21 protein-coding genes are annotated in these 23512 nt (G+C 73.0%); 6 read left to right on the forward strand and 15 right to left on the reverse strand.

The window, feature by feature from the left end; genetic code table 11:
- Positions 1 to 30 precede the first annotated feature (30 nt).
- On the reverse strand, positions 31 to 1029 hold the full coding sequence (locus ACLQ20_RS01230; protein ID WP_327030543.1) for a stage II sporulation protein M: 999 nt from the start codon (positions 1027 to 1029) through the stop codon (positions 31 to 33).
- 33 nt (positions 1030 to 1062) lie between these two features.
- On the opposite strand from ACLQ20_RS01230, the gene ACLQ20_RS01235 reads away from it, so the two are divergent.
- From ACLQ20_RS01235 to ACLQ20_RS01250, 4 genes are all read left to right on the forward strand, one after another.
- Complete coding sequence (locus tag ACLQ20_RS01235) at positions 1063 to 2205, forward strand: RDD family protein (RefSeq protein WP_425853927.1); 1143 nt, start codon at positions 1063 to 1065, stop codon at positions 2203 to 2205.
- Between the two features lie 116 nt (positions 2206 to 2321).
- Entirely contained in the window at positions 2322 to 2768 is a 447-nt protein-coding gene (locus ACLQ20_RS01240) for a hypothetical protein (protein ID WP_151456581.1), read from the forward strand.
- On the forward strand, positions 2765 to 3637 hold the full coding sequence (locus tag ACLQ20_RS01245; RefSeq protein WP_425853928.1) for a tetratricopeptide repeat protein: 873 nt from the start codon (positions 2765 to 2767) through the stop codon (positions 3635 to 3637). The genes ACLQ20_RS01240 and ACLQ20_RS01245 overlap by 4 nt, the downstream gene beginning before the upstream one ends.
- Positions 3634 to 3792 (forward strand): hypothetical protein, encoded by a 159-nt coding sequence (locus tag ACLQ20_RS01250; RefSeq protein ID WP_192581536.1) that lies wholly within the window; start codon positions 3634 to 3636, stop codon positions 3790 to 3792. Before ACLQ20_RS01245 ends, ACLQ20_RS01250 begins: the two co-directional genes overlap by 4 nt.
- A 130-nt stretch (positions 3793 to 3922) precedes the next feature.
- Here ACLQ20_RS01250 and ahcY read toward each other — a convergent pair whose 3' ends face one another.
- The 13 genes from ahcY to ACLQ20_RS01315 form a co-directional block, all read right to left on the reverse strand.
- A complete protein-coding gene (gene ahcY, locus ACLQ20_RS01255) occupies positions 3923 to 5422 on the reverse strand; it encodes an adenosylhomocysteinase (RefSeq protein ID WP_151456583.1) in 1500 nt (499 codons plus the stop codon).
- A gap of 299 nt (positions 5423 to 5721) precedes the next feature.
- A complete protein-coding gene (gene manA / locus ACLQ20_RS01260; RefSeq protein ID WP_425853929.1) occupies positions 5722 to 6885 on the reverse strand; it encodes a mannose-6-phosphate isomerase, class I in 1164 nt (387 codons plus the stop codon).
- Between the two features lie 3 nt (positions 6886 to 6888).
- The gene (locus tag ACLQ20_RS01265) at positions 6889 to 7875 is read right to left on the reverse strand and encodes a cation diffusion facilitator family transporter (RefSeq protein ID WP_151456585.1); all 987 of its coding nucleotides are present in this window, start codon (positions 7873 to 7875) and stop codon (positions 6889 to 6891) included.
- Between the two features lie 76 nt (positions 7876 to 7951).
- Entirely contained in the window at positions 7952 to 9148 is a 1197-nt protein-coding gene (locus ACLQ20_RS01270) for an SIS domain-containing protein (RefSeq protein WP_151456586.1), read from the reverse strand.
- Positions 9145 to 9327: a Trm112 family protein gene (locus ACLQ20_RS01275; RefSeq protein ID WP_121396478.1), complete on the reverse strand. Its 183-nt coding sequence runs from the start codon at positions 9325 to 9327 to the stop codon at positions 9145 to 9147. Before ACLQ20_RS01275 ends, ACLQ20_RS01270 begins: the two co-directional genes overlap by 4 nt.
- A gap of 62 nt (positions 9328 to 9389) precedes the next feature.
- The gene (locus tag ACLQ20_RS01280; RefSeq protein WP_151456587.1) at positions 9390 to 10772 is read right to left on the reverse strand and encodes a phosphomannomutase/phosphoglucomutase; all 1383 of its coding nucleotides are present in this window, start codon (positions 10770 to 10772) and stop codon (positions 9390 to 9392) included.
- 69 nt (positions 10773 to 10841) lie between these two features.
- Complete coding sequence (locus tag ACLQ20_RS01285) at positions 10842 to 11999, reverse strand: hypothetical protein (RefSeq protein WP_425853930.1); 1158 nt, start codon at positions 11997 to 11999, stop codon at positions 10842 to 10844.
- 269 nt (positions 12000 to 12268) lie between these two features.
- A complete protein-coding gene (locus ACLQ20_RS01290; protein WP_151456352.1) occupies positions 12269 to 12979 on the reverse strand; it encodes an endonuclease V in 711 nt (236 codons plus the stop codon).
- Positions 12980 to 13005: 26 nt separating this feature from the next.
- The gene (locus tag ACLQ20_RS01295) at positions 13006 to 13308 is read right to left on the reverse strand and encodes a hypothetical protein (protein ID WP_425853931.1); all 303 of its coding nucleotides are present in this window, start codon (positions 13306 to 13308) and stop codon (positions 13006 to 13008) included.
- Positions 13309 to 13558: 250 nt separating this feature from the next.
- On the reverse strand, positions 13559 to 14011 hold the full coding sequence (locus ACLQ20_RS01300; protein ID WP_425853932.1) for a hypothetical protein: 453 nt from the start codon (positions 14009 to 14011) through the stop codon (positions 13559 to 13561).
- Positions 14008 to 18375 carry a toxin glutamine deamidase domain-containing protein gene (locus tag ACLQ20_RS01305; RefSeq protein ID WP_425853933.1) on the reverse strand — a complete coding sequence of 1456 codons (4368 nt, stop codon included), beginning with the start codon at positions 18373 to 18375 and terminating at the stop codon, positions 14008 to 14010. The genes ACLQ20_RS01300 and ACLQ20_RS01305 overlap by 4 nt, the downstream gene beginning before the upstream one ends.
- A gap of 18 nt (positions 18376 to 18393) precedes the next feature.
- Complete coding sequence (locus tag ACLQ20_RS01310) at positions 18394 to 18732, reverse strand: hypothetical protein (RefSeq protein WP_225852389.1); 339 nt, start codon at positions 18730 to 18732, stop codon at positions 18394 to 18396.
- Positions 18732 to 19151 carry a YbaB/EbfC family nucleoid-associated protein gene (locus tag ACLQ20_RS01315; RefSeq protein ID WP_327030536.1) on the reverse strand — a complete coding sequence of 140 codons (420 nt, stop codon included), beginning with the start codon at positions 19149 to 19151 and terminating at the stop codon, positions 18732 to 18734. The genes ACLQ20_RS01310 and ACLQ20_RS01315 overlap by 1 nt, the downstream gene beginning before the upstream one ends.
- A 74-nt stretch (positions 19152 to 19225) precedes the next feature.
- On the opposite strand from ACLQ20_RS01315, the gene ACLQ20_RS01320 reads away from it, so the two are divergent.
- Positions 19226 to 20458, forward strand: a complete 1233-nt coding sequence (locus ACLQ20_RS01320; protein ID WP_425853934.1) for an SUKH-3 domain-containing protein — start codon at positions 19226 to 19228, stop codon at positions 20456 to 20458.
- Positions 20459 to 20468: 10 nt separating this feature from the next.
- Here the strand turns inward: ACLQ20_RS01320 and ACLQ20_RS01325 are convergent, their stop codons facing one another.
- Positions 20469 to 21908 carry an aldehyde dehydrogenase family protein gene (locus ACLQ20_RS01325; protein WP_151456359.1) on the reverse strand — a complete coding sequence of 480 codons (1440 nt, stop codon included), beginning with the start codon at positions 21906 to 21908 and terminating at the stop codon, positions 20469 to 20471.
- Between the two features lie 185 nt (positions 21909 to 22093).
- On the opposite strand from ACLQ20_RS01325, the gene ACLQ20_RS01330 reads away from it, so the two are divergent.
- On the forward strand, positions 22094 to 23512 hold a 1419-nt coding region (locus ACLQ20_RS01330; RefSeq protein WP_425853935.1), incomplete at its 3' end, for a S8 family serine peptidase.

Consider the following 23512-nt stretch of genomic DNA (forward strand, 5'->3'; position numbering starts at 1 on the left):
CCCACCGGCAGGCCTCCGTTGATCATGAAGTTATTGCCCGTCCGCCCGGCGTGTCACGGCAACAACTTCATGATCAACGGGATCTGAGTGGGTGGCGCGGCGACCGAGGAGCACCACGTACGCCAGGAAGGCGAGCCAGACGGCGGCGCCCACGGCCACGCGGAGCGGAATGGGCACGGGCGCGGGGGTCACGAACGCCTCGATGACGGCGGAGACCGCGAAGAGCCCCACCAGCCCGACGGCGACCAGCACGCCCTCGCGTCCCGCCCGGGCCACCGACTGCCCCCGGGTGAGCTGCGTGGGCGGCGCGATCCACGCCCACCCGATGCGCAGGCCCACCCCGGCGGCCACGAAGACGCCGGTGAGTTCCAGCAGCCCGTGCGGGGTGATCAGGCCGAAGAAGACGTCCGCGCGGCCGTAGGCGACCATCACCCCGCCGACCACGCCGATGTTGAGCGCGTTCTGCCAGAGCAGGTAGAGCACCGGGACGATCAGGACCCCGGCGGCGAGGCACTGGGCGGCGAGCCAGGCGTTGTGCGTCCACAGGTGGAAGGCGAACGTCGGCGCGGAGAACTCGGTGTAGTAGCCGGCGAAGCCGGACTCGACCAGGTCGGCGGCCGCCGCCTCGCCGATGAAGGCCGCCGCCGTCTGCGGGTTGCCCGCGACGAACCAGATGAGGAAGAGGCTGAGCAGGCTGAACCCGGTCGCCACCCCGCACCACCAGGGCCAGGCGCGGTAGACCGCGGCGGGGAAGCCGGCCACGAAGAACCGCCCGACCGCCGCCCACGACGGGCGCGGGCGCCCGGTGAGCCGGGCCCGGGCGCGCAGCACCACCTGGGAGAGCTGGCTGACCAGCGCCGGGTCGGGTGAGCGGCTGCGCAGCACCGACAGCTGGGTGGTCGCCCGCTGGTAGAGGGCGACCAGCTCGTCGACCTCGGCGGCGTCGAGCCGGCCGCGCTTGGAGAGTTCCTCCAGCCGTCGCCACTGCCCGCCGTGTTCCGCGACGTACGCGTCGAGATCCACCGTCACCCCCGTCCGGCGATCATAGTGTTCACTGTCGGGGTGAGAGCACAACCTCGACCGCCGGCCCGACCCGCCCCGTGGGGTGACGCCGGGCTGGTCAGCGGGGAGGCCGTGGAGCTGGACGTCCGGGCCGCCCGGATCGGTTCCCGGGTGCTCGCGCTGCTGCTCGACGTCCTGGCGCAGGCGGCACTCATGCTGGTGCTGTCCATGAGCGTCGGCATCGCGATGCTCAACCTGCCGGAGGGGCTGGTCGACGGCGCCCTGGCCGGTGGGATCGCCACGGTGGGCCTGATCCTGGTGCTGGTCGGCTACCCGGTGCTGTGCGAGCGGTTCAACCACGGCCGCACGCTGGGCAAGATGGCGGTCGGGCTGCGCGTGGTCAGCGCCGACGGCGCTCCGGTCGCGGCGCGGCAGTCGCTGATCCGGGCGCTGGTCGGCGTGGCCGTGGAGTGGCCCGGCCTGGTGCTGCCGCTGGTGAGCTGGGTGGCCGGGGTGACGGTGATGGTGACCGACCGGCGCGGGCGTCGGCTGGGCGACCTGGTGGCGGGCACGCTGGTCGTGCACACCCGCACGGCGACCACCTGGCGGCCCGTCCCCACGGCGGTACCCGCGCTGGCCGGTTGGGCGGGCGTGGTGGACCTGAGCCGGCTCGACGACGGCCTGGCGTTGGCCGCCCGCCAGTACCTGGCCCGGGTGCACCAGCTGGCGGAGCCGGCGCGGGGGCGCTTGGGGCACGGGTTGTGGACCGAGGTCTCGGCGGTGGTCACGCCGCCCCCGCCTCCGGGCATGCCCGAGTCGGTCTACCTGGCCGCGGTCCTCGGCGAGCGGCACCGCCGGGCGAGATACCGGCTGGGGCTCGACCGGTCGGCCGCCGCGACGCTCTGGCCGGAGCTGACACTCCACCCGCCCGCGCCACCCCGCGCGACCACGTCCGCCGCCGGGCCCGCAGCCGTCGCCACGTCTGAGGGCGCCGCCGGACCCGACTTCACCGCCGGGCCCGCAGGCGTGGCCACGTCTGAAGGCGCCGTCGGGCCCGCGGGCGCCGTGCCGCCCGGCACGGTCCGTCCGGCGGTGCCCGTCGGGGCGCCGGCCGCCGTGCCGGTGCAGCCCGTTCCGGGGGTACGGCCGGCGGTCGCCCCGGCGGCACCGGGTGGCGTGCCTGTGCCCGACGTCGGCACCTGACCGGCGGGCGGGGGCCGCACACGTCGCGACCTGGGATCCACTCCGTCCAGGAGCGCCGCCGGTCACCCGGCTGTGGCAGGATCCGGCTCGCTCGCCCCTACCGAGACGGGAACATCGTGGCCGACGATCTGTTCACCCCCACCATCGCGCCGGCGGCGTACGGGACGCGACGCCGGCCGTGGCGACCGCAGTCGCTGATCTTCCCCGCCGTCTTCGCCGGTCCGCTGGCCGCCACCGTGCTGGCCCTGGTCAACGGGCACCGGCTGGGCCTGCCCCGTCGGACGAACCTGATGGTGCTCGGCGTCGGGCTGGCCGCGCTGACGGCCCGGTTGGCGCTCACGCTCGCCTTCCTCGACGACTGGGGGGACCGTCCCGTCCGGCTGATCGCGGCGCTGGCCGGCGCCGGGGTCTGGTTCGCCGCCTCCGCCACGCAGAAACGTCCGTTCCGGGCCTACGAGCTGCGTGGCGACGAGCCGGCGTCGCTGTGGCTGCCCGGCCTCGGGGCGGTGCTCCTGTTCGGGGTCGTCGAGGCCCTGCTGTTCCTGCTGGTGGCCGCCGTATGACCGCCCCGGAGGCCCAGCTCGCCCGGGTGGCGCACCTGCTCGAGCTGAACCGCGCGGAGCAGGCCCTCGACGAGGTCGACCGGCTCCCGGCCGCCCTGGCCCTCAGCCCGGCGGCGTTCCGGCTGCGGGCGTACGCGCTGACCTCGCTGAGCCGCTGGGACGACCTGGCCGCCGTCGGCCGTCGAGGGCTCGCCGAGGCCGGCCCGGACCCCGAGCTGCTCGGCCGGCTCGGCGTCGCGCTGCGCCACCGCCGCGAGTACCCCGCCGCCGAGCGGGCACTGCTCGACGCGCTCGCCATCGAGCCGGAGGACCCGTGGCTGCTGTGCCAGTACGCGCAGCTCTGCTCGGCCGTGGGGCAGCTCGACAAGGCGGAACGCCTGGTCGCCCGGGCCGCCGCGATCAGCCCGCAGGAGCCGGCCGTCTTCGCGTGCCGCGTCCAGCTCGCGTACGCCCGGGGGGACGACCGGGAGGCCGACCGGATCGCCAGGGAGTTCCTCGGGGCGTGGCCGGACAATCCGGCTGCGCTCGCCCTGCACGGCGCCACCTCGGCCCGGCGTGGCCGGTTGGGCACCGCGCGCCGCGCGTTCGGCCAGGCGGTGGCGCACGACCCGACCGATGCCGACTACGCCGAGGCGGCATGGGAGGCGCAGGTGCACGCGCACCCGCTGCTGCTGCCGCTGCGCCCGCTGCACCGGCTGGGGATCTTCCGCACCTGGCTGCTCACGGTCGGCGTGATCGTGCTGCTGAACGTCGCCGGTCTGGACGTGCTCGCCGGCCTGTTCGCCGTGGCGTGGATGCTCTTCTGCGTCTGGTCGTGGATCGCTCCGCCGCTGGTCCGCCGGCTGGTGCTCGGTCGGTGGCGGTCGTGAGGGCGTTCGGGCCGTGGCTGGCCGTCCTCGCCGTGGTGCTGCTGCTCGACGCGCTGCGGCTGCGCGCGCTGGCCGCCGTGGTCTCGGTGGCGTGGCTCGTCTGGTGCGTGTGGAGCTGGGTCCGCCCCGCCCGTCGCCGCCCCCGCCGGGACTGACCGCCCGGCGGCGGGCGGCCGCCCGCGCTGACGCCGGCCGGCTCGACCCGTGGCGGCGCGCCCGCCCCGGAAACGCCGACCGGGCCGGCCGCTCGGAAGGGAGCGGTCGGCCCGGTCGGCGCGGTGGATGTCAGTAGCGGTAGTGCTCCGGCTTGAACGGGCCCTCCACGGAGATGCCGAGGTAGGACGCCTGCTCCTTGGTGAGGGTGCTCAGCTTGGCGCCGAGCGCCTCCAGGTGCAGCCGGGCGACCTTCTCGTCGAGGTGCTTGGGCAGCACGTAGACGCCGATCGGGTATTCCTCGGTCTTGGTGAACAGCTCGATCTGGGCGATCGTCTGGTTGGCGAACGAGTTCGACATCACGAAGCTCGGGTGGCCGGTGGCGTTGCCCAGGTTGAGCAGGCGGCCCTCCGACAGCACGATGATGGCGTGCCCGTCGGCGAACTTCCAGAGGTCGACCTGCGGCTTGATGTTGACCCGCTCGACGTCGGAACGCTTCGCCAGGCCGGCCATGTCGATCTCGTTGTCGAAGTGGCCGATGTTGCCGACGATGGCCTGGTGCTTCATCCGGGCCATGTGCTCGTTGGTGATGACGTCGAAGCAGCCGGTGGCGGTGATGAAGATGTCGGCCTGCTCGACCACGTCGTCCAGGGTGGCGACCTGGTAGCCGTCCATCGCGGCCTGGAGCGCGCAGATCGGGTCGACCTCGGTCACCACGACCCGGGCGCCCTGGCCGCGCAGCGACTCGGCGCAGCCCTTGCCGACGTCGCCGTAGCCGAGCACGACCGCCATCTTGCCGCCGATCAGCACGTCGGTGGCCCGGTTGATGCCGTCGATGAGCGAGTGGCGGCAGCCGTACTTGTTGTCGAACTTGCTCTTCGTCACCGAGTCGTTGACGTTGATGGCGGGGAAGAGCAGGGTGCCGGCGCGGTGCATCTCGTAGAGCCGGTGCACGCCGGTGGTGGTCTCCTCGGTCACGCCCTTGATGCCGGCGGCGATCCGGGTCCACCGCTGGTTGTCCTCGGCGAGCGAGCGGTGCAGCACGCCGAGGATGACCGCGTACTCCTCGGAGTCGGCGGACTCGACCGGCGGCACCGCGCCGGCCTTCTCGAACTCGGCGCCCTTGTGCACCAGCAGGGTGGCGTCGCCGCCGTCGTCGAGGATCATGTTCGGGCCCTGCCCGTCGGGCCAGGCGAGCACCTGCTCGGTGCACCACCAGTACTCCTCCAGGCTCTCGCCCTTCCAGGCGTAGACCGGGACACCGGCCGGGGCCTCGGGGGTGCCCTCCGGGCCGACGACGATCGCGGCGGCGGCGTGGTCCTGGGTGGAGAAGATGTTGCAGGACGCCCAGCGGACCTGCGCGCCGAGCGCGACCAGGGTCTCGATGAGGACGGCGGTCTGGATGGTCATGTGCAGCGACCCGGTGACCCGGGCACCGGCGAGCGGCTGGGCGTCGGCGAACTCACGACGGATCGCCATCAGGCCGGGCATCTCGTGCTCGGCGAGCTGGATCTCCTTACGCCCGAACTCGGCGAGCGACAGATCCGCCACCTTGTAGTCGCCCTCGGCGAGAGTGCTCGGCCGGGCCTCGGACGGCGTGCCGCTGGCGGACGCCGGGAGGGTGCTGGTCATGAAATCTCCTGTCGGACGATGTGCTGCGCGACCATTCACCTTACGCGCGCGAGCCGCCGACGGGAGGACCGGTCGGGTGAAGTGAGCACGAAGACATCAGCGGACAGCGCACGGGGCGGTCGGTCGTGAACGGTGTCCCGTCCATCGGCCGCCCGCCCCGTGCATCCCCCCGGTTTGGTTCCCCCGCGCGTTCTCGGACCTTCGTCGCGATAACGCTGCGTACTCATAGAGTCACACTCAGCCAGAGTCGCGTCAAGCTATTCCGGAAAAGTCGGACTTGCGCGTCGCCGCTGGGCCGGTCAGCGCAGGCCGCAGCTCGCGACGTACGCCTCCCCGGCGCCGCCCAGGCGCAGCGGCCCGGCGGCGGCGCTGCCGACGGCCGCCCGCCCGGGCGCCAGCGTCACCGCGCCGGCCCCGTCGTCGACCGAGACCTCGCCGGAGCGGCAGAGCACCACCCGGGGCCCGGGCACCTCGACCGACACCGCCGGCAGTCCCGCGCCCACCGTCACCCGGTGCAGCGCGAAGTCCTCCACCGGCACCGGCCACGTGACCACGCCCGGGGCGACCTCCAGCGGCGGCACCACCGGGTCGCGCAGCACCTCGAAGCGCAGCACCCGCAGCAGCTCCTCGACGTCCACCCGCTTCGGCGTCAGCCCGCCGCGCAGCACGTTGTCGCTGGCCGCCATGATCTCCACGCCGGTGCCACGCAGGTAGGCGTGCAGGTTGCCCGCCGGCATCCAGATCGCCTCGCCGGGGGCCAGCCGCACCCGGTTGAGCAGCATCGCCACCAGCACCCCGGGGTCGCCCGGGTAGGCGGCGGCCAGGTCCCGGGCCAGCTCCGCGTCCGGCCCCGCGACCGGTGCCGACGCCACGGCCGCCACCAGCGCGTCGCGCCCGTCGGCGGGCCAGGTCAGCAGCAGTCGTACGGCGTCACGCAGGCCCGCCGGCCCGGTCCGCAGCGTCGCCAGCACCGGCTCCAGCGCGGGTACGCCGAAGCCGGCCAGCGCCGCCGCCGAGGCCGCCGGGTCCCGGAAACCGCAGAGCGCCTCCATCGGCGAGAGCGCGACCAGCAGCTCCGGCTTGTGGTACGGATCGACGTAGTTGCGCTGTCCGTCGGGGCGGGCGGCGTCGGCGGCGTGCCCGGCGCGGGCCTGCTCGGCGTCCGGGTGCGCCTGGAGGCTCAGCGGGGCGTCGGCGGCGAGCACCTTGAGCAGGAACGGCAGCCGGGTGCCGAACCGGCCGACCAACCGCTCGCCGAGCCAGTGGTGCGGCTCGGCGAGCAGCAGGTCGGTCAGGCTCACCCGGTCGCCGTCGCGGTCGACCAGGGCCGGGCCGCCCGGGTGGGCGCCCAGCCACAGTTCGGCCTCCGGGCCGTCGCTCGGCGCCGGCCGCCCCTGCAACTCGGCGATCGCCGAGCGGGACCCCCAGGCGTAGTCGCGGATCGGTCCGTGCAGCAGTTCCACCGGTCAGCTCCCGGACCGCCCGGCGACCTCACCCGGCTCGGCGGGCGACGCGGTCCCGGCGACCGCCCGCTCGGCGGTGGCGTGGTAGATGTCCGGTTCCAGGTAGATCACCCGGGCGGTCGGCACGGCGGCGCGGATCCGACCCTCGACGGTGTTGATGCTCTGCGCCAGCACCTCGGCGGTGACGCCAGCCGGCACGGCGACCTTGGCGGCCACCATCAGCTCCTCGGGCCCGAGGTAGAGCGTCTTCATGTGGATGATCCGCTCGAACTCGGGGCCGTCGGTGACCGCCTTCTCCAGCGCGGCGACGTCGTGCGCCTCGGCGCCCTCACCGAGCAGCAGGCTCTTGGTCTCGATGGCCAGGATGATCGCGATGATCACCAGCAGCACACCGATCATCGCGGTGCCCACCGCGTCCCACCGGCCGTTGCCGGTGATCAGCGTCATGCCCACGCCGAAGAGCGCGAAGACCAGACCGACCAGCGCGCCCAGGTCCTCCAGCAGCACCACCGGCAGCTCGGGGGCCTTGGCGCGCCGGACGAACTTCACCCACGACTGGTTGCCCCGGACGAGGTTGGACTCGACGATCGCGGTGCGGAAGGAGAACGTCTCCATGATGATCGCCGCCACCAGCACCACGACCGGCACCCAGTGCCACGAGGTGATGCCCTCCTCGTGCGACCACTTGTGGTACGCCTCGTAGAGGGCGAACAGGCCACCGACGCTGAACAGCACGATGGAGACGATGAACGCGTAGATGTAGCGCTCCCGGCCGTAGCCGAAAGGGTGCTGAGGAGTGGCCGCGCGCTTGGCCCGACGCCCGCCGAGCAGCAGCAGGGCCTGGTTGCCGGAGTCCGCGACCGAGTGGATCGACTCGGCCAGCATCGACGACGACCCGGTCAGCAGGAACGCGACGAACTTGGTGACGGCGATGCCGGCGTTGGCCAGCAGGGCGGCGACGATCGCCTTCGTACCACCGTTGGCGCTCACGCCGTCGCTCCGTCGTGTCGCGCGGCACCGCCGGGCATCGGCGCGACGCGCCGCTCGACCCGTTCCCTGCTATCGCTCACTGGTTTGCCAGCTCCTTCATTTCGGTGATGGCCGGCACGGCCATCGGGTCCAGTCCGTGTGCCAGGGCGAGGTAGATCGAGGCGAAGTCCGGCACGGCGACCAGCGAGGCGAGCCGCTCCAGCGCGGAGCCGCCCTCGGCGGTCACCACGTCGCAGCGCACGCCGCGCCGCTCGGCGAGGGTCTGCACGGCGTCCGCGCGGCGCTCCTCGACGTCGAGGGGCTCGTCGGCGTCGTCCTCCGGGTTCAGCCCGCCGTCGCGCAGCAGCACCAACCGCAGCCGGGTGCCCGACGGCGCCTCCGCGTCGGGGTCGGCGAAGATGTCGCGCTCCCCCTCGGCCAGACCGCCGAACACGCCGTCGAGCAGGCCGACCCGACCGCGCCCCGCCTCGCCGAGCGCCCCGCTGACCACGGGGTAGCGGGCGTTGGCGGACAGGGTGTCGCCGAACCGGCGGGCCGCGACCGTGGCCAGCGGCGACGAGCCCCAGACGATCGGCACCGAGCCGGCGAGGCCCAGAGCCAGCGACTTCGCGGGGTTGACGAAGGACTCGGCCGTCGGGCGGCAGCGGTCGGCGTCCGCGTCCAGCCGGGCCGCGGTCTCCGCCAGATCCGCCTCGTTGACCTTCACGAGCCCGAGCGTACGGGCGGCGAGCAGGACCGGCACGGTGAGCGCCCAGAGGCTGGCCCGGGCCGGGGCGCGCCGGGGCACCGGGATGAACGGCGCCCGGGCCCGCTCGGCCACGGACTGCAACTGCGAGTCGGGCGCGCCGACGGCGACCAGTCGGGCGCCCCGGCGGTGCGCGGCCTCGGCGGCGCCCAGCGCCTCGGGGCTGCGACCGGACGCGCTGACGGCGATGACCACGTCGGCGGCGCCCACCCAGCCGGGCACACCGGCGCTGCGGTGCGGGATGACCGGCACCGGGCAGCGCGGCCCGGCGACGGTGGCCAGCACGTCACCGGTACGCCCGGCGGTGCCGATGCCGGCGATGACGACCGCCCGGGGGCGGCCCTCGTCGGCGAGCACCTGGAGGTTGGCCTCGGCGGCCAGCGCGGCCGTCTCGCGGACCTGCGCCCCGGCGGAGGCGGTGTGCCGCAGCATGCCGCCCGGGTCGTGCTCGGCCAGCGCGGCCGGGTCGTCGAGCAGTGCCTCGTCGGGCTCGCGCCGGCCGCTGACCCCGGCCACACCGTCGATCACGACTGCTCCGAGGGGCCGCGCGCCTCGTCCAGCAGCAGCACCGGCACGTCGTCGCGGACCTCGAAGATCCGGCCGCACTCGGTGCAGGTCAGCGTCTGCGCCTGCGCGTCGTAGTCGAGCGGGGCGTGATGCGTGTCCGGACAGGCGAGGATTTCCAGCAACTGCGGGTCCAGGGCCACGGCGCGGCTCCTTCCACGTATGCGGTCTCACCGATCGACGGTGCCGACCGGCGCAGGCGATCTTATCGGCGAACGCGGTCGAGCACCTCGTCACGGAGGGCGGTCATCCGCTCCCGCGTCGGGGCCTCGACGTTGAGCCGCAGCAGCGGCTCGGTGTTGGAGGCGCGCAGATTGAACCACGCGCCGTCCGGGAAGCGCAGGGTCAGCCCGTCCATCTCGTCGACGTCGGCCTGCGGGTACGCGGCCCGCACCTCGGCCACCTTCGCGGCCTGGTCGGCCACCGTCGAGTTGATCTCACCCGAGGCCACGTACCGCTCGTACTCGCTGGCCAGCACGGACAGCGGCAGCGACTGCTCGCCCAGGGCGGCCAGGGTGTGCAGCGCGGCGAGCATGCCGGTGTCGGCGAACCAGAAGTCGCGGAAGTAGTAGTGGGCGGAGTGCTCGCCGCCGAAGATCGCGTTCGTCCGGGCCATCTCCGCCTTGATGAAGGAGTGCCCGACCCGGGCGACGACCGGCTCGCCGCCGTGCTCGCGGATGATCTCCGGCACCGCCCGGGAGGTGATCAGGCCGTGGATCACCGTCGAGCCGGGGTGCTTGGCCAGCTCGCGGGCCGCCACCAGGGCCGTGACCGCCGACGGCGAGACCGGCTCGCCGCGCTCGTCGACCACGAAGCAGCGGTCGGCGTCGCCGTCGAACGCCAGGCCGATCTCGGCGCCGTGCTCGATCACCGCGCGCTGGAGGTCGACCAGGTTGGCCGGGTCCAGCGGGTTGGCCTCGTGGTTGGGGAAGGTGCCGTCGAGCTCGAAGTAGAGCGGCACGATCTCCAGCGGCAGGGCCGGCAGGACGGCGTCGCCGAGCACGGCCGGGACGGTGTAGCCGGCCATGCCGTTGCCGGCGTCCACGACCACCTTCAGCGGACGGATGCCCGAGAGGTCGACCAGCTGCCGCAGGTACGCCGCGTAGTCGGCCAGCAGGTCGCGGCGCTCGGCCGGCGCGGCCGGCGTGCCGGTCGGACGCTCGCCCTTGTCCAGCAGCGCCTGCGCCCGCTCGCGGATCTCGGCCAGCCCGCTGTCCTGCCCGATCGGGCGCGCCCCGGAGCGGCACATCTTGATGCCGTTGTACTGCGCCGGATTGTGGCTGGCGGTGAACATCGCGCCGGGCAGCCCCAGCGCGCCGGAGGCGTAGTAGAGCATGTCGGTGGAGGCGAGACCCAGCTCGATGACGGCGCGCCCCTCGGCGCGCACGCCGGCGGCGAAGGCGGCGGCCAGAGCAGGACCGGTGGCACGCATGTCGTGCGCGACGAGCGCCGCCCCGTCCCGCTCACCGAAGCCGTCCAGCACCTGCGCGAAGGCCGTGCCGAGGGCCTCGGCGGCCTGCTCGTCCCACTGGTCCGGCACCGTCCCACGGACGTCGTAGGCCTTCACGATCTGGGACAGATCAGACACCGGTCTCGCTCCTCGCGCCGCAGGTCCTCAACGGCCTGAGCGTATCGGAGCGGCGCGGCCCGGCCCGGCTCAGCCAGGGAGCCGGGGCATGAACACCGTGTGGTCGCCACCGCCGGTCTCCGGCGGCGGGTCACCGGGCTTGCCCTGGGCGGGCGGCACGGGCGGCGGCGCCCCGTACTGCCCCGGCACCGGGGGCGCCGGCGGGGCCGACACGGGCGGGGAGGCGGGCGCGCCGGGCACCACCTGCGGGGCCTCCGGGGCCGGTCCCGGGCGGCTGCCGTACACGCCGCCGGCGGGGCGCGGAGCGGGCGCGCCGCCGGCCGGCCGCGGGGCGGGCCCGCCGCCGTACAGGCCGGGGGCGGGCGGCTGCTGCCCGTACACCTGGCCGGGTGGGCCGGGGGCGGCGGCCGGGCCCTGCCCGGAGCGGTAGGTGGTGCCACCGGGGTTGCGGGGCAGCGGGACGTGGCCCGGGTCGGCCGGCTCCTTGTCCGCCCGCGAGCGGCGGAACAGCAGGACGATGAGCAGGATCCCGACGGCGACCATGGCGATGCCGAAGAACATGACCACCGAGCCGCCGGAGGACTCCTCCTCGGCAGCGTTGCTGACGGCGCCCGCGCCCTGGCCGGCGGCCAGGCTCGGGTCCGCCGCGCCGGCCCGCACCTCGGTGGCGGCCGCGCTCGGGGTGGGCGACGGCTTCTTCGACGGCTTCGGCGTCGGCGAGGGCGTGGCCCGGTCGCCGACCACCCGGGACGCCACCGCGCCCCGGCCCAGGGCCCGCCCGAGCGCGTCGCTGGCCGCGCCGCTGACGGCCAGCCGGCCGCCCGGCACCTCCGCGGCGAACGCCACCCGGTAGCGCACCGTGATGCTCTTGCCCTTGCAGAGCCTCGGCTTCAGGGGCGAGGTGGCCGACGTGGCCGCGCTGCCACGAGCACCGGAGAGCGGCACCGGGAACCAGCGTCCGCCCACGTTGACCTGCGCGCTGACCTGGTCGGCGCGCAGGCCGGCCAGGCGCAACCCCAGTGCGGTACGCAGCAGCACGCAGCCGTCGCTGCGCTTGCGCACCTCGATCGAGACGCTCCCGGCGGAACCGCCGGCGGTGAAGCTGCCGGCCGAACGCACCCGGACCGAGTCGCCTGCGGCGAGCGCCGGCGTCGCGCCGAGCGCCACCAGGCCGCCCAGCAACGCGCAGACCGTCGCGAGCCGCGCCGCGTGCCGACGTACCGCCATGATCACCTCGCCGTTCCTCCCCCGACGGGGGTCCGCCGGTCAGGCTACTACCGGGCCCGGTCGGGGCCCGATCATTGAGCGCTCCGGATGTGCGCCGTATTACCCCGCGACCCGGTCCGCGCACCCTGGCCGGCGGCGGGACGGTCACGCGTCCGTCGGTCCGGGCCTGCCGAACCCGGCGGCGGCCCGAGGCGGCTCGCGGGCGGTCGCTCCGGCGGCGGCCTCAGGTGGCGCGGGCGGTCGCTTCAGACGGCGCGGGCGGTCGGGCCTCAGGTGGTACGGACGGTCGTCTCGGCGGCGGCCAGGGCGTCGCGGCAGAGCCGGTCGGCGGTACGGGTGGTCTCCGGCAGCCGGTAGCGCGGCGTCAACGCCAGCACCCGCGCGGTCGCGTCGTCGAGGCTCATCCGGTGGCCGACGCTGACGAAGACCGGCTTCACGCCGTCCCGCGTACGCAGCACCCGACCCACGGTCTCGCCCCCGTCGCGCAACGGCGTCCACGCGCCACGGCGCCCGGCCGGCGGCGTCCACTCCCCCAGCAGGGGCGTCTTGCCCACCCCGATGGCGGGCAGGCCGGTCACCACGCCCAGGTGGCAGGCGAGCCCGAACCGGCGCGGGTGGGCCAACCCGTGCCCGTCACAGACCAGCAGCTCGGGAAGCACGGTCAGCCGGTCGAGCGCGTCGAGCAGCGCGGGCAGCTCGCGGAAGGCGAAGAGCCCCGGGACGTACCCGAACGCGGGCCGGCCCACGCTCACCGCCGAGTCGACCACCGCGAGGGTCCGGGCGTCCAGCACGGTCACGGCCGCCGCCAGCCGGTCACCACTCTCGGCGTACGCCACGTCCAGCCCGGCCACCGTCGCGGGCTCGGCCGGACCGGGCCCGGCCAGGTCCACCAGTGGCCGCAACCGCTCCTGTACGGCAAGCGCCTCCGCCACACTGCCCGGCCTGTCGATCCGGGGATCCGACGCCCCGGTCGTCTCCACCCGCGCGGCTCCGGGTTCGCCCGACGTCACGACGGCCCGTCGGTGCGCGACCTGTCGGCGCCCTGCCCGTCGTCGTCCTTGATGTCGTCGCCCTTACTGTCGGCGTCCTCGCTGTCGTCATCCTCGCTGTCGGTGTCCCGGGTGCTGCCGGCTCCCAGGGCGACGGCGAACGCCACCCCCATCGCGATGCCGACGCCCACACCGGCGGCTCCGTCCAGTGCGGCCAGGCCGACGACCAGACCGAGCATGAGGCCGACCGGCCATGCCCAGGCGTTGGACTGCCACCCACCAGGGCCGGGCGACTTCTGCCCATTGTCTGATTCAGCCATTTCGCCATGGTATTCCGGCCCGGCAACCCGCCCCCGAACCCGCGACCCTCCAGGGCGGCGGACGCCTACTGACCGGGCTCGGAGCAGTAGCGCCTCAAGCACGTCCCGACCGGCGACCGTCCGCCGGAGACGGGCGCTCCCTCCGGGTGTCGCCGAAGGGAACGGCGTCGGCCTGGCAGCGGGGGTCGGCCAACCCGGGCCCCATGGAGGCCCAGCCGGAGCCGTAACAGGTTTGCCCGGCCCGGCAGACTCAGGAGGGATTACTTTCGTCAGCCCCCAGGGATGGATCAGCCGCGGGGTCACCCGCTTGCTGAAGTTGCTCCTCGAACATGAGGAACGTCTTGCGCCTGATGCCCCGAACCAACGCCAGTTCCGTCGCCGTCAGTCGTCGCCCTTCGGCCTGGGCGCTCTCTACGATCGCCCTGACTGTCTCGTACAACGCGAAGACCGGTCCTTCGCCCCGCAGATAGCGGCCACGATCGTGCTCTGTCCACTGAATGAAGGAGTCAACGGTCAGCGAGCTGATCTCCCCGCCGACGGCAAACAGGATCTCCTCAACGAGATCATCTGCGGGCTCCCACCCGCCAGTGTCGTGAGACAGCCGCCACGCCTTGATGCTGCCGTCCGGTGCACCGGCCATCTTCACCGGTGACTTGTAGTAGTTGAAATAGGCTGGAAGCGTGAGGCCGGGCATCTCGGTCATCTCTGCGAGCCTCCACGCAATGTCGTCTGCAGCGCCTGCCAGAATTGGCGCTGCTCCTCTTTGAGGACGCCATTGTAAAGGGCTCGCTCCATCGGAGACATGACACGGCCCTGCTCCTTGGCAACCGCTTTGAGGTCACGCCGGACCTTGTACAGGGCGTGCTCCCAAGACGCCACTTCATCAAGCGCTTGGAGATGCAGGCGAAACTCCGCGATGTGACCATTCGACATCCGCAACGACATCTGAATGTCCCGGTAACCACTCTCCTGCGGACCGAGGAAGCGGTCTTCGAACTCGACGATTCGTACGCCTTCGTATCGACGGAGCATGTCTAGGGCCGCATAGAGATCTGACAGGTCGCGGAATACCACCTTTGCTGCGGCAAGATCGGTGAGCAGGGAAGCGTCACCCCGGTACTTGGCGATCTTGTCCTTGGCTCGCTTCCTGTCCTTCGGTCCCGGGCGACCAGCAGGTTCAGCGAAGCCGGGTGCATCGGCGGCCAAGCGCTCCGCAAGCGCCAGAAGCTCCCGTTGCGCCTCGGCCGCGTCGACGTACAACTGATCAAGATATTCGTGACGATACTCGTCATCACCCTTACGGGCCATGTCGAATCCAGCCTGTACCGCTCTTTCCTCCTCGGCGGGAAAGTTGGCACTGATCTGCCGCTGAGCGTCGGTCAAGGGCGTCGGCAGAACGTCAGGAACTCCCTCGAAAGCGACTGCGGCTGCTCCTCGTTCCGCTATGTCATCGAGTACGGAGCCGAGGACGTCGATCGCCTGCTGCTGTGCAGCCAGATGGAGCATCGTCAACGGCCTAGCCGTCAGCGAAGTGGCCAATTCAGGTGTAGCGAGGACCATCCGCGCCAGGTCAGGTCGCTGCGCCAACTGCCGGACGAGGCTCTCAGCCAACATCGGCTCGTCCCTGGGCGGCTGCCGCCATGTCTCATCCAGCATCCGCTGCACGCGTGGATCCGCAAACAGCCGTGCCACGTCTCCGGCGCCTGCGTCGTCAAGTTGCGGCACGAGTCGCCGGAGTGCCGGCGCGTCTACTCCGGCCGCCACCTCGGCCGGCGTCACGCCTGCGGCGAAGACCCGTTCCAGGTCGGGCTCCGCGGCCAGGATCGCGACGACGGCAGTTCGGTTTCCTGACCGTTCCGCCTGCGCGCGCTCCCGCGCCGTCCGTAGGTCCTCGGACGGTGTGTCGCCGCGTCCGGGGGCCGGCGCCGCCTCGTCGGGCTCTCGCGGGAGCCCCGGTGACGTCGACCCGTCGGACGGAGCCGAGCCCGGTCCGTCCAGGAGATACATGCGGTTGAGGTGTAGTTCGCCGTATCCCTGGTCGGTGTCGGCGGGTGGGTACTGCGGTAGGTCTGGTCGTTGGCTGAATCGTCCCCGTCGTAGTCCGCCCAGTGGCATTGGTCTGCCGTCGGAGCCGAGTATCAGGACTTCGGTGTCGACGGCGTTGTGGGAGTGGGCGACGCCGTGGTGTCGGTAGAGGGGTGTGGTCGACACGGCGCCGGTCTGTGGGTCGAGGTAGAGGATGGTGCCGTTCTGGTTGAGGGCGACCCAGATGTGGGCGCCGCCCTGTTCCCAGTTGTTGATGACGAAGGCGAAGCTGCCGTGGCCGCCGAGGCGTAGTTGGGCGTGGAGGTTGCGGTATCCGGTGTCGATGGCGTGCTGTCGCTGGGGGCCCTGGATGTCCTGGGTGGGCTGGCAGAGGCGTTGGAAGCGTCCTCCGGTGATGTCCTCCACCCGTCCGATGCCGTCTCGTTCGCCGTTGATGGGGCGTGTGACGTCGCCCGCCAGGTAGGCGTCGAAGGTGCGGGGGGCGGCGACCCGGGGGCGGCCGTGCATCCAGGTGTCGAACATCGACAGGGTGCAGTCGATGCAGTTGATGCCGCGGGTCGGGTCGGCCTGCGGTCCGCCGTCGTTGACCAGCCCGAACCAGCCGCCCTCTCGGGGGTCGGCGTTGCGGCGGACGCTGCCGTCGGGTTCGCGGGGAACCTGCCGCTCGATGTCGGTCTGGTGCAGGGCCAGCGGCGGACGCAGACCGCCGGGCCGGCCGTAGTCGCGTGACCGGTCGATCGGCGGCGGGTAGTCGTCGCCCGTCAACGCCGAACGGTCGACGGTCTCCACGGCGCCGTACGCCAGGTCCCCGACGTCGTCGTTGATCCGACGGAAGTCCGTGCCATCGACGGCGACAACGCCTGGGGCGGACGCTCCGGCGAGTACCGCTTCTGCCAGATCGTTCTGCTGGTGATACCAGCGCTCCCGGTCACGGGCACCCGTGAAGTACCGCTCGGCGGAGACGCGATGTCCAGCCCGCGCCAGGCGACGACCCTCGCTGACCAGCCACCGAGCCTCGTCGTAACTCCGTTCCGCGGCCTGACGCAGTCGCGCCGCACTGTCCAGACGGCGATTCTGCTCATGAGTCGTGCGCTGGAACTCGAAGTGCCCCCGGTAGCGGCGTCGCTCGAACGCGTCCTGGTCCGCGGCCCATCTGGCGGCGTACCACTCGGGCGTGCGCGGACGCGGAGGTGGCTGCCCTGCGGCTCTTGACGGGTGTGGCACCGCCTCGGGCGTCCGGTCTGTCGGTGACGGGGCCACGGGCTTCTCCGGCCCCACGCCTGGGACGCGCGATGACTCCGCCTGCGGCCCTGCGGTTCTCGCCAGCGTCTCACCGTACGCTGCCGGCCCTGTGGTGACCGGGGACGCCTGCGCCGGGATGCCGGCCAGCGGCGGATTCGCCAGTGAACCGTTGGGTGCTGGCCCCACGGTCGTCGGCGGACTGGCTGCCGTGGCACTGGCATGCGCGGCCAGCCCCGAACCGTGCACCGATTCGTTGACCGGGCCAGGGGCAACCGACGGGGCATGAGCAACCGTCGGAGGTGCCGCAGGCGCGACGGAGGAGAGCGTCGGGTCGAGCGGGGCCCTGGGCGCCTCGACTTGCGACATCGAGAGTACGGACGGATCCCCGGGGTCGACGCCAGGTGGGGGCGGTGGAGCGTCTCGTGCCTCTGCAGGCAGACCCTCAACTGCCGGGCTGACCACGTGCGCATTGGAGACGGAATCGGAAACCTGGAACGGTGTACTGGGCGAGGGTCCACGCTGCTCGGGAATCCGGCTGCCGGACTCGGGTGCACCAGCATCCGGAGGCGCATGAGTCACGGCCGCCGCCCTCGCCTCGTCTGCCGTGTCGACGCCGACGGCAGGCACTGATCGGGGCGTCTCCACGTCCGGCGTCAAAAGTGCCTGGCGGGACGCCTCCCCGCCCGGCATCGAACCTGCGATGGAGGTTAAGGGCTGGGTAGGGGCTTCACTGTCCACCGAGATGGAGGACATTCCGGCCAGGGCACTCATCTGGCCGTTCAGCCGTGCCTGCAAGGCCGCGTCGGCCTGCGCGGTGGCGGAACCACGGGCACCGGACGCCGCCGCGCGGGCCGCGTCCTCCACCGAGGTCAACCCCTGGCCGGTGGCCAGGCGCGCGGCCTGGTCGGCCATCACCTCGCCGGCCATCTCGCGGCCGAAGTGCTCCCCGACCCGGGCACCCCGGCCGGTGGCGTGCCGCCCCAGACCCGCCAGCGGCGCCACCGCCCCGCCGGCCATACCGCCGAGCGCCGTGGTGCCCAACTCCGTCACGTCCAGCCCGTGCCGGCGGCCCGTCGAATTCTGGTACGCCTGCGTGGCGAGGTTGATGCCGCCCTCCTCGGCCGCCTCCGACACGCCGCTCAGCGCAGCTCGGCGGCTGAACCCCCGCATGCCGCCCTTGGTGACCTCCTTCGCCGCCCGCTCGCCGGCCTCCTTGAGCCCCTGCTTGAGCGACTTACGCGCCAACTGCGCCATCAACCGCTTGAATATCTGCTGCACGATCAGCCTGGTGGCCGCGATCGCCGCCCCGGCGGCGGGCGAGGCCGCGCCGGCGGTGAGCACGGTCGCGACGGCCAGCGACAGCAACTCGATCACCAGGATGCCCAGCTCGATCCAGACCTCGATCTTGGCGCCCTCGATGTCGCAGCCGCACTCCTCCACCAGCCGACCCAGCTCCGTGCTGACAGCCAGCAGCACCGGCAGCAGCGCCTCGTCGCCCTCCGCCACCCGACGCCAGGCGGCGTCGAAGGCCGCCGCGACCGCCCCGACGCCGCCGTACCCGCCTCGCACCTCACCAGCGGCGGCAACGGCGTCGGCACGCGGCCCGACCAGGGCGGCGGCCACCCCGTACCACTGGTCCGCCAACTCCCAGACTGCCCGCTCGTTGCCCTCCGGCCACTCGACACCGATCACCCAGTCGAGGGCCTCGTAGACCCAGCCGGGCAACTGCCAGGGCGAGTAGTCCAGCGGGTGCGGGATGGGGCTCGGCAACACACTCATCCGGATCTCCTCAGCGGATCAGCGCTGCTGGTGCCGGTCGCCGACGCGGCCGAGCCGCCCCGCACTCGCCGCATCCGTCCGCAGGTTGGCGTCCACCGACCGGACCACATCGGCGCCGAGGCCCTCCAGGTGCCGGCCCACGCCGTCCCACGCGCGCAGGACCAGCTCCTCGAAGCCGCGGTACTTCTGCTCGAACGCGGCCCCGATGTCGTCCTTACCCCACGGCGACCGGTCGCTCGCCGCCGCGATGGCGCCGCCCATCTGGCGGCGGCGTGCCGTGATGGCCTCGCCGGAGAGCGAGAGGTCGACGCCCCCGCGTCGGGCGCGCTGCGGGTCGAGCCAGAGCTGACCGTCCATCACTCGCCCCGGCGCAGCACGGCGTCGGCCCGGCCCAGCAACGAACCGAAGTCACCCGTACGCAGGAAGTCCGTCGCCCCGGAGCCGGCGGGCAGGTAGCCGGCCACGAGTTCCTGGGTGGCGGCGACCGCCGCAGCGCCGGCCAGGTGGACGGTCGCGGTGATCTTCCGGCTCAACGCCTTCGCGTCCCGGTCGTGGAAGACGGAGGGGTGCAGCTCGACCGAGATCAGCTCGCCACGGGCACCGGCGGTGGCAGTCACCTGACCGTCCTCGGAGCGCTCGGTCACCCGTAGTTCGGCGAGCCGGCCCTGCAGCTCGTCCAGACCGGACCTCAGTCGCTGGTAGTCCCCGTACACCTCGTCGAACCGCGCCCGCAGCGCGCGATTGGCGTCCCGGTCCACACTCTCGGCCAACGCCACCCTCCCCCGGTTACCGTCGGTAGGGCGAACCATACCGGGCGCCACGAATCCGTGGGGTCCGGTACTTTCAAGCCGTGATCGATCGCCAGCAGGCCGAGCAACTCGCCGCCGTGTGGGCCCGCCGCGAGTCACAACGCCTGGGACACGACTGCCACCCCAACATCGACGAGTTCGACCTCGGCTACGTCATCACCTCCACCGTGCCCGTCGAGGCGAACACGATGCCCGGCGACCTGCCCACCACCGTCGTCGACAAGACCACCGGCGAGGTGACCACCTGGCCGCGCGTGCCGACCGACGTGGTCGCGCAGATGTACCACCGCAGCCGCCCGCAAGGCCCCGGGGCACCCCGCACCGTCGACCCGGCCAGCCAACTGCTCCGCGAGATCCGCCGCCTACCGACCCCCAACACGGCGGCGCACCTGACGGTCGAGGGACGACTCTTCCGCGCGCAGGGCGCCAAGGGCGACGTCACCCTCAACCACCACCCACTCGTGCGCACCTACCTGGACGAACTTCCCGCCGGCCACCTCGTACGCGGCGGCGACCGGCACGCCGAGCTGATCGTCGTCTCCGACGTCCTGCACCACTACGACCACCACCGCGCCGCCGAAGGCATCGCGCCACTCGGCATGGCCGACGCGGAGATGCTGCTGGGCGGCGCCCGCCTCGAGGTCTTCCGGGTGCGGGAGGCGGGCGACGCTTATGGCGGCAGGGCGGAGAGAGCCTGCGATTCGTGCGTCAACTTCCTGGTCCACTTCAACGCGCTGTCCTGGGCAGACCTGGCCTTCACCTCGGAGTGGCACCCGCAGCCGCAGCACCCGCACCATCCGGGCCGCTTCCCGGCCGCCGTAGCCGACGCGCTCATGGAGGGGGGCTGGGAGGACAGCGAGTTCAACCCCGCCCTGGCCGCCGGGGCGATCCGGGAGACGTGCGAGGTCGCCGGCCAGCGACACCGCCACGAGCCCTTCCCTGCGGCCGAACGGGCGCTGACCGCCTTTCCCGCGATCGTGAGCAGCCGCCGGGGCCCCGGCGAGCAGGTCTGGATCAGTCGGTTCACGACCAACCCACTCCGCAGCGCATACTCGGCCGGCACGCTCGCCGACTTCGCCGCTGTGCTCGGGACTCGGCTCTTTCCCGTCGGGTCCGAGCACGGCGACAGCATCTTCGCCGTCGACGAGCGGGGGCGGGTCTTCGCGCTGGACCAGGCCGGCGAGTGGTTCCTCGGCGACGACATCGACGCCGCGCTGACCACCCTGCTGCTCGGCCGGGCGCCAGCCCGCGTACGCGACGACGGCACCTGGTGAGCGGGCGGCGCTACAGCGACAGGCCGGTCAGCACCATGACCCGGGGTTCCGTGTAGTCCTCCATGGCGCTGCGCACGCCCTCCCGCCCGACGCCGCTGCCCTTCACCCCGCCGTACGGCATCTGGTCGGCCCGGTACGACGGCACGTCGCCGACGATCACCCCGCCCACCTCCAGGGCGCGGTGCGCCGCGAAGGCCGTGTCGAGGCGGTGAGTGAAGACCCCCGCCTGCAACCCGTACGCCGAGTCGTTGACGGCGGCGAACGCGGCCTGGTCGTGCGCGACGCGGGCGACCACCAGCACGGGCCCGAAGACCTCCTCGGCGCAGACCCTGGCGTCCGCCGGCACGCCGGAGAGCACGGTCGGCGGGTAGGTCGCGCCGTCGCGCCGGCCGCCCAGCTCGATGGTGGCGCCGGCGGTGACGGCCTCGTCCACCCACGCCTCGACCCGGCGGGCGGCGTCGGCGGAGATCAGCGGCCCGACGTCGGTGAGGGGGTCGGACGGGTCGCCGACCCGCAGCTCCTGCACCGCCGCGACGAGGCGGGGCAGGAACGCGTCGTAGAGCCATTCGTGCACGTAGACCCGCTGCACGGCGATGCACGACTGGCCGGCCTGGTAGTTGGAGAACGTCGCGATGCGGTGCGCGGCGAAGGTCAGGTCCTCGGCGGTGTTCCAGTCCTCGCAGATCACGGCGGCGGCGTTGCCGCCCAGCTCCAGGGTGACGTGCTTCTCGGGCACCGAGCGGCGGATCGCCGCGCCGACCGGCCCGGAGCCGGTGAACGAGACCACCGGCAGCCGGGGGTCGGCGACCAGCTCGGCGGCGCGCTCGTTCGGTAGCGGCAGGACCGAGAACGTCCCCTCCGGCAGGTCGGTCTCGGCGAGCAGCTCGCCCAGCAGCAGCGCCGACAGCGGGGTGGCGGGGGCGGGCTTGACGATGATCGGGGCGCCGACCGCGATGGCCGGGGCGACCTTGTGCGCGACGAGGTTCAGCGGGAAGTTGAACGGCGCGATGCCGAGCACCGGCCCCTTCGGCACCCGCCGGACCAGGGCGATCCGCCCGGTGGCGGCGGGGTCGGTGTCGAGGCGTTGCAGCTCGCCCGAGAAGCGCCGGGCCTCCTCGGCGGCCCAGCGGAAGGTCGAGACGGCGCGGCCGACCTCGGCACGGGCCCACTTCAGCGGCTTGCCGTTCTCGGCGGTGATCAGCCGCGCGAACTCCTCGGCCCGCTCGGCGAGCCGCCGGGACACGTGGTCCAGGGCCGCCGCGCGGGCGTGCGCGGGCAGGACCGCGACCTCCGCGGCCACCCCGGCCGCTGCCGCGACGGCCGCTTCGACCTGGCCGGCGGTGGCGAGGGTGGTACGACCGACGACGCGCCCGTCGTACGGGTGGTGCACGGTCAGCTCGCCCTCGCCGTGTGCGGGGCGGGAGGCGACATGAAAGGCGACCGGGTCCACACGCAGCAGCGTAGACCTCCACGTGGCAGTGAGCCCGGCTGATCCATTACCGCAGTCCGCACCCCTAATACAAGTCCCCCTCACGTCTCCACATTTTGCCGTGGAGGCCCTACGCTCTTGCTCACTTTGATCAATTGCGATCGATGGCGCACCCGCCGTCGTGTAGCGAGAGGAACACCCGAGGGATGACACTCCCCTATCCAGCCGCGCGCCGCTGGCGCGCCGGTGTGCTGACCGCCGCCGTCGCCACCGCCGTGGCGTTCGGCGCCCCGGCGACGGCCGCCCCCGCCGAGGGACAGATCCTCATGGCGGGCGGCGCCACCGCCGTCGACGACTCGTACATCGTGGTGTTCAAGGACACCTCGGTGGGCCGGACCGACGTCACGAAGAAGGCGCGTGACCTCGCCGGCCGGCACCGGGGCGCGGTCAACCGGACGTACCAGAACGCGCTGCGCGGGTTCGAGGCGCGGATGTCCGAGGCGGAGGCCAAGCGGCTCGCCGCCGACCCCTCGGTGCGCTACGTCCAGCAGAACCACACCATGCGGATCAGCGGTACGCAGAGCCCCACCCCGTCCTGGGGCCTGGACCGGCTCGACCAGCGCGCGCTGCCGCTGAACAACTCCTACACCTACCCGAACACCGGCTCGGGCGTGAAGGCGTACATCATCGACACCGGCATCCGGTTCGGCCACAGCGACTTCGGCGGTCGTGCCGTCACCGGCTTCGACTCCATCGACGGCGGCAGCGCGGACGACTGCAACGGGCACGGCACGCACGTGGCCGGCACGGTCGGCGGCACCGCCTACGGCGTGGCCAAGGGCGTCACGCTGGTCGGCGTCCGGGTGCTCGACTGCGAGGGCAGCGGCACCGACGCCGGCGTCATCCAGGGCGTCGACTGGGTGACCGGCGACCACGCCGCCGGCCAGCTCGCGGTGGCGAACATGAGCCTCGGCGGCGGCTTCAGCCAGGCCCTCAACGACGCGGTGGCCCGCTCCATCGCCGACGGCGTCACCTACGGCCTGGCGGCCGGCAACGACTACGGCGCGAACGCCTGCAACAGCTCGCCGGCCAGCCTCCTCGCCGGCATCACCGTCGGTTCGACCACCAACACCGACGCCCGCTCGTCGTTCTCCAACATCGGCACCTGCCTGGACATCTTCGCGCCCGGCAGCTCGATCACCTCGGCCTGGCACACCAGCAACACGGCCACGAACAGCATCAGCGGCACCTCGATGGCGACCCCGCACGTGGTCGGCGCCGCCGCGCTCGTGCTCGCCGCCAACCCGACGTTCACCCCGCAGCAGGTACGCGACAAGCTCGTCGCCGACGCCACCAGCAACGCGGTGACCAGCCCCGGCACCGGCTCGCCCAACAAGCTGCTGTACGTCGGCGACGGCGGCACCACGCCCCCGCCGCCCCCGCCGCCCACCGGCTGCACCCAGACCAACGGCACCGACGTGACGATCAGTGACAACGCCACGGTGGAGAGCACCATCACCATCGCGGGCTGCACCGGCACCGCCGGCTCCACCAGCACGGTCGCCGTACAGATCGTGCACACCTACATCGGTGACCTCGCCGTCAGCCTCGTCGCTCCCGACGGC

This window comes from Micromonospora sp. DT46 (genome assembly GCF_049841735.1).
Taxonomy (GTDB): Bacteria; Actinomycetota; Actinomycetes; order Mycobacteriales; family Micromonosporaceae; genus Micromonospora; species Micromonospora reichwaldensis.

Bases quoted from the DNA above. Each gene is read 5' to 3' on its own strand.
- ACLQ20_RS01310 (WP_225852389.1), bottom strand. From the start codon at position 18,732: ATGGACGGTCAGCTCTGGCTCGACCCGCAGCGCGCCCGACGCGGGGGC.
- ACLQ20_RS01285 (WP_425853930.1), bottom strand. From the start codon at position 11,999: ATGGCGGTACGTCGGCACGCGGCGCGGCTCGCGACGGTCTGCGCGTTG.
- ahcY (WP_151456583.1), bottom strand. From the start codon at position 5,422: ATGACCAGCACCCTCCCGGCGTCCGCCAGCGGCACGCCGTCCGAGGCC.
- ACLQ20_RS01245 (WP_425853928.1), top strand. From the start codon at position 2,765: ATGACCGCCCCGGAGGCCCAGCTCGCCCGGGTGGCGCACCTGCTCGAG.
- ACLQ20_RS01300 (WP_425853932.1), bottom strand. From the start codon at position 14,011: ATGACCGAGATGCCCGGCCTCACGCTTCCAGCCTATTTCAACTACTAC.
- ACLQ20_RS01305 (WP_425853933.1), bottom strand. From the start codon at position 18,375: ATGAGTGTGTTGCCGAGCCCCATCCCGCACCCGCTGGACTACTCGCCC.
- ACLQ20_RS01295 (WP_425853931.1), bottom strand. From the start codon at position 13,308: ATGGCTGAATCAGACAATGGGCAGAAGTCGCCCGGCCCTGGTGGGTGG.